Origin of the sequence: Kitasatospora sp. NPDC047058, assembly GCF_040643935.1 — a bacterium.
GTDB lineage: Bacteria > Actinomycetota > Actinomycetes > Streptomycetales > Streptomycetaceae > Kitasatospora.
On record NZ_JBEYVJ010000420.1, the window covers coordinates 1 to 5,590 of the forward strand.

The 5,590-nt window shown below is 73.3% G+C and carries 5 protein-coding genes and 1 pseudogene; 2 read left to right on the forward strand and 4 right to left on the reverse strand.

From position 1 onward, the window contains the following. Positions 1-50: 50 nt before the first annotated feature. The gene (locus ABZ885_RS34390; RefSeq protein ID WP_360197639.1) at positions 51-1,145 is read right to left on the reverse strand and encodes a substrate-binding domain-containing protein; all 1,095 of its coding nucleotides are present in this window, start codon (positions 1,143-1,145) and stop codon (positions 51-53) included. A gap of 371 nt (positions 1,146-1,516) precedes the next feature. Next, a complete protein-coding gene (locus ABZ885_RS34395) occupies positions 1,517-2,566 on the reverse strand; it encodes an AraC family transcriptional regulator (RefSeq protein WP_360197642.1) in 1,050 nt (349 codons plus the stop codon). 150 nt (positions 2,567-2,716) lie between these two features. On the opposite strand from ABZ885_RS34395, the gene ABZ885_RS34400 reads away from it, so the two are divergent. Further along, positions 2,717-3,592 (forward strand): MBL fold metallo-hydrolase, encoded by an 876-nt coding sequence (locus ABZ885_RS34400; protein WP_360197645.1) that lies wholly within the window; start codon positions 2,717-2,719, stop codon positions 3,590-3,592. A 95-nt stretch (positions 3,593-3,687) separates the two neighbouring features. Here ABZ885_RS34400 and ABZ885_RS34405 read toward each other — a convergent pair whose 3' ends face one another. Together ABZ885_RS34405 and ABZ885_RS34410 are read right to left on the reverse strand one after the other, a co-directional pair. Next, entirely contained in the window at positions 3,688-4,059 is a 372-nt protein-coding gene (locus ABZ885_RS34405) for a hypothetical protein (protein WP_360197648.1), read from the reverse strand. Positions 4,060-4,162: 103 nt separating this feature from the next. After that, a pseudogene (locus tag ABZ885_RS34410) lies at positions 4,163-4,531 on the reverse strand (NAD(P)-binding domain-containing protein); the annotation flags it as partial. Between the two features lie 11 nt (positions 4,532-4,542). Between ABZ885_RS34410 and ABZ885_RS34415 the strand changes: the two are divergent. Beyond that, positions 4,543-5,439: a LysR family transcriptional regulator gene (locus tag ABZ885_RS34415; protein WP_360197651.1), complete on the forward strand. Its 897-nt coding sequence runs from the start codon at positions 4,543-4,545 to the stop codon at positions 5,437-5,439. Positions 5,440-5,590: the final 151 nt, after the last annotated feature.

Genomic DNA, 5,590 nt, shown 5'->3' on the forward strand with positions numbered 1-5,590 from the left:
CTCCCCGGGGGTCGGGGGGAGCGCCGGGACCGCGGCGCCCGGCGGGGGTGTTACTTGATGCCGGCGGCGGTGCAGGCGGCGGCGAAGTCGGAGGTGCAGATGTCGGTGGCCTTGTAGAGGCCGTCGGCGATCACGGTGTCGGCGATGTTCGCCTTGGTGACGACCTTGGGGTCCAGCAGCTTGGCCGGGATGCCCTTGTCGGTGTCGCTGTCGATGGTGGACGACGCGACGGCCTTGACGTCCTTGCCCTGGAGCAGGTTGACGGCCAGTTCGGCGGCGCTCTCGGCGAGCGGCTTGTAGGCCTTGTAGATGGTGTAGGACTGGTCGCCCGCGACGATCCGCTGGACGGCGTCGAGGCCGGCGTCCTGGCCGCCGACCGGGACGGCGATCCCGGCGGACTTCAGCTGGGTGATGATCGCGCCCGCCATGCCGTCGTTGGCCGAGTAGACGGCCTGGAAGCCGTCCTTGCCGAACTGGGTGATCGCGGCACCGATCTTCTGGCCGGCCACGGTGGGCTTCCACTCACCGGACTGCTCGTAGACGACCTTCTTGACCTTGCCGTCCAGCGCCTTGTGCGCACCCGACTTGAACTTGGCGGCGTTCGGGTCGGCCTCGTCACCGTTGATCATGACGATGTTGGCGTCCGCGGCCTTGGCGCCGAGCGCCTCCACCAGGGCCTGGCCCTGGAGCTCGCCGACCTTCTCGTTGTCGAACGAGACGTAGGCGGAGACGGGGCCGGTGGCGAGGCGGTCGTAGGCGACGACCTTCACGCCCTTGTCGGCCGCCTCCTTCACCCAGGACTGGGTGGACTTGGCGTCGAAGGCGTCCAGGATGATGACCTTCACGCCCTGGGCGATCAGGGTGTCGAACTGCTGCTTCTGCTTGGCGGCACTGCCCTCGGCGTTGCTGTACTGCACCTTGCAGTCCGCGCACAGCGCCTTGACCTTGGCCTCGATGAAGGGCCGGTCGAAGGACTCGTACCGGGTGGAGGAGGCGTTCTCCGGGAGCAGCAGGCCGATCGACTTGGTGTCACCGGCGCTGGCACTGTCCTTCTTGTCGCCGCCGGCCTTGCCACAGGCGGCCATGGACAGGGCCATCGAAACCGCGGCGGTGCCGATGACGAGGCGGCGCGTCATTGCGTTCATGTGGGGGGTGCCTCCCTGACGGTGCCGCAACACTGCGGCGGGGTGGGAGGAGTTAATCCGGCCGTCACGCATGGCGTCAATAAGTAAATCCAAGCAGCGGCCAGTCGAGGGCTTTTCGTTATCTTCGTGAACGCCTACCCGCGATCGAAACTTGGAGGAAACTCCGAACGGCACCATGACAGGACATGACAGAACGGACGAAATCGCGCGACTGGCAACGCTGACCTGGTACGGACCTGAGATGGTCGAACCAGGGTCCCGCCATCACCAGCCCTTCGCAGCGCCATCACATTCCTCTGACAAGAAGAGGGGTGGTCGCCTCTTGCGTTCAAGAGTTGGACCAGCGATCGCGGACTGTCACACCAGTCACCTCAGTCGGCGCCCGCCCCGCCCGCAACCCGGGCCCGGTAACGGCCCGGGGTGGTGCCGAAGAGGCGGCTGAACGCGTGCGAGAGGGCGTAGGGCGTGCTGTAACCGACCCGGCGGGCGATCGCGTCCAGCGGATCGTCGGTCTGCCGGAGCAGCGTCGCGGCCCGGGTCATCCGCCACCAGGCCAGGTACGCCATCGGCGGCTGGCCGACCAGCGCGGTGAAGCGCCTGGTCAGGGTGGCGCGCGAGACGCCCGACGCGGCCGCGAGGCCGTCGGCGCTCCAGGCGCGGGCCGGATCCTCGTGCACGGCCCGCAGGGCGGCGGCCACCACCGGGTCGCCGAGGGCTGCGGGCCAGCGGCCGCCGGCGGACACCGCATCCACCGCGTCCACCGCAGCCACGGCTCCCGAGGGACCGGAGGCCACCGGGGCGGCCGGGCCGTCGCCGGGCTCGCGGCTCAGCCAGGCACGCACCATGTACACCAGCAGCAGGTCGATCAGGCTGGGCACCGCCAGCGCCGCACCGGGCCCGTCGTCGACCAGCTCGCCGCCCAACAGCTCGACGGCGGAGCGCAGTTGGGGGTGGCTGCCGACCCGGTTCGGCAGGTGGACGACGTCCGGCAGCTCGCGCATCAGCGGGTGGCTGCGGCTGTGGTCCAGCCGGTACTTGCCGCAGAGCAGCTCGGCCACCGGGCCGCCCTGCCCGGCCGCTCCCGCGGGCGGACCGGACGGCGGACCGGCGGGCGGCGGCACCGGCCGGCCCGGGCCGAGCAGCCGGTCGACGGGCACCGCCCGTTCCGCCTCGGCCGGCTCCAGCGGTTCGGCCGCCATCACATGGCCCGTCCCGTGCGGCAGCAGCACCGCGTCGCCGGCGCCCAGGCTCACCGGACCGCCACCGTCCGGCAGCAGCCAGCAGCCGCCCTCCAGCACGACGTGGAAGCCGGCCCCGTCGTACGCGGGGATCCGGGTGGACCACAGGCCCGTCACCCGCAGCCGGGTGGAGGACGGCCGCCCGATCCGCACGGCCGCAATCGCGTCGCTCACCACGTCCATGCGGCCATCCTAGCCCGCACGGCGCACCGATGAGCGGATCGCGTAGTCGGGTGAGCCATTCAGGCATTGAGCAGCTCAACCAGTGCTCCCTAGGCTCAGGGTGCAGAGCGGGGGCGGGAGCGCCGTCGCGGGACTTCGCGGGAGGGAAGCATGGAGCCGATCGTGCTCGGCGACGCCGAGATCATCAGGGTCCGGGAGTTTCAGGGGCCGTTCACACCGGCCCCGGTCATCGTGCCCGGGGTGACGGCCGCCACCTGGAAGGAGAACGAGGACTGGCTGGCGCCCGACCACTGGGACCCGGCCACCGACAGCTACGTCGGTGCGCTGCAGACCTGGGTGATCCGCCACGGCGGGCGGACCGTACTGGTGGACACCGGTGTCGGCAACGGACGTGAACGGCCCGACTCGCCGCACTTCCACCAGCGGCAGGGCGACCTCCTCGCCCTGCTCGCCGCCGCGGGTGTGCAGCCGGAGGACGTCGACACCGTGGTCAACACCCACCTGCACGCCGACCACGTCGGCTGGAACACCGTCGACCGGGACGGCGCCTGGGTGCCCGCCTTCCCCAACGCGCTCTACCTCCTGCCGGCCGCCGACTTCGCGGGCCTGGAGGCCGCCACCGACCCGCAGAGCGACGGGTACCACATGTTCGCCGACAGCATCCTGCCGGTCCGGCAGGCCGGGCAGGCGATGCTGTGGGAGGACCGCCACCGGATCGACGACGCGCTCACCCTGGAGGCGGCACCCGGCCACACCCCCGGCTCCTCCGTGCTGCGGCTCGCCTCGCGCGGCGAACGGGCCGTTTTCGTCGGCGACTTGCTGCACAGCCCGGTACAGATCCTGCACCCCTCCTGCAACAGCTGCTTCTGCGAGGACCAGCAGCAGGCCGCCGCCAGCCGGCTGCGCGTCCTGGAACGGGCGGCGGACCAGCGGGAGTTGGTGATCCCCGCGCACTTCGGCGGCTCCGCGGCGGCCGAAGTGCGGCGCGCCGGTTCAGGGTTCTCCGTCTCCCGCTGGGCGGTCTGACCCGGCGCTGCCGCCGGTCCGGCCCGGCACAGGGGGCGGGCCGGCCCGGCGGCAGCGTACGGACGGACGGGGGTCAGCGCACGACCGGGCGGGGGTCAGCGCCGGACCGCGTCGACCACCCGGGCGAGGTCCTGCTCGGCGAGGTCCGGATGGGCCAGCAGCAGCTCGCGCACGGCGGTGAGGACCGGGCCGCCGCCGGCCAGCGCGAGGTCCTTGGCCGCCAGCCGGACCGGGAACTCGGAGTCCAGGGCGCGGGCCCGCGCCACCGCGCCGCCCAACGGCCCCTTCGCGAGCACCCCGAGCGTGAGCTCCTCCGGCAGGCCGAGCGAGTCGGCCACCGCGAGCGCCTCGGCGACCACCGCGACTCCCCCGACCATCGCACTCATCACGACGAGCTTGAGCGCCGCACCCGAACCGGGGCCGCCGCAGCGCACCACCGTGCCGAGGTGGCCGAGCACCGGCTGCACCCGGTCGAGCTCCTCGGGGCGGCCGCCCGCCGGCGGACTGACCGTGCTGGCGGGCGGCCGGCCCCACGCTGCCCAGCACCGGCGCGTCCACCAGGCCGGTGCCGTCCGGCAGTTGGGCCCGCAGGGCGGCGGTGGCCACCGGGCCGATGGACGACATGTCGATCCAGAGCGTGCCGGGCGCCAGCTCCGCCGTGAAGCGCGCGGCCACCGCCTCCACCGCCGCGGGGTCGGCCAGCATGGTGATGACGAGGCCGGCGCCCTGAACCGCCTCGGCGGGCGTGGCCGCCGCTTCGAGGCCGTCGGCCTTGGCGGGCGTGCGGTTCCACACCGTCAACGGGTGTCCGGCAGCGGCGAGCCGGCGGGCCATGGGCAGGCCCATCCGGCCGAGTCCGAGGAATGCGATCTTCTCCATGGCCACCACGCTAGGCGCGGCGGAGCCAGGCGACAAACGAATGTCCCGCATGGTAGCCATGCGCTATGGACATGGCCTGGCTCGAAGTCTTCCGCACCGCCGCCCACTTGGGATCGTTCACCGCTGCCGGGGAACGGCTGGGGTACACCCAGTCCGCGGTATCACGTCAGATCTCCACACTGGAGGGAGAGTTCGGGGCCCAGCTGTTCGACCGGCTGGCGCGCGGCGTGCGGCTGACCGAGCACGGCCGGGCCCTGCTGCCGCACGCCGAGGCGCTGCTCGACCGGCTGGACGGCAGCCGGCGCGACCTGGCGGCACTCACCGAACTGACGCTCGGCCGGCTGCGCGTCGGCGCCTTCGACAGCGCCAACGCGGCGCTGGTGCCCGGCGCGCTGGCGGCCTTCCGCGCCGCCCACCCGCAGGTCGCGATCTCGCTCACCGAGGGGCTCTCGGCGGAGCTGCTCGGCCGGCTGCAGGACGGGGAGATCGACCTCGCCGTCATCACCGGCTACCCCGGCCACCCGTACGACGACGAGCTGTACGACCTCCGCCCGCTGGCCGAGGATCCGGTCCTGGTGGCGCTCCCCCGGGACCACCCGCTGGCCGCCCGGCACCGGCTGCGGCTGGCCGAACTCGCCGGGGAGGACTGGATCGCGGCCAGCCGGCAGACCGAGTCCACCCTGCTGGCCGCCTGCGTCCGCAGCGGCTTCCGCCCGCGCGTCGAGTACGCGGTGGCCGGGTGGACGGCGAAGCTGGGGCTGGTCTCCGCCGGGCTCGGGGTGACGCTCATCCCCGCCCTCGCCGCCCGCGCCGCGCGCCCCGACCTCGCCCTCGTCCCCCTGCACCCCGAGGACACGCCCGTCCGCCTGGTGCAGACGGCGACGCTCCGCGGCCGCTCGGTGCCACCGGCCACCGCCGCCTTCCTCGACACCCTGCGCACGGCGGCGGAGGCCGCGGCCACGCCCTGAACCCGGATCAGGCCCGGGCCGGGCGCGCGTCGGACCCGGGCCGGGCCCGCATCAGGGCCCCGTCGGATCCGGGTCAGGCCCGGGTCAGGCCCGCATCAGGGCCCCGTCGGATCCGGGTCAGGCCCGGGTCAGGCCCGCATCAGGGCCCCGT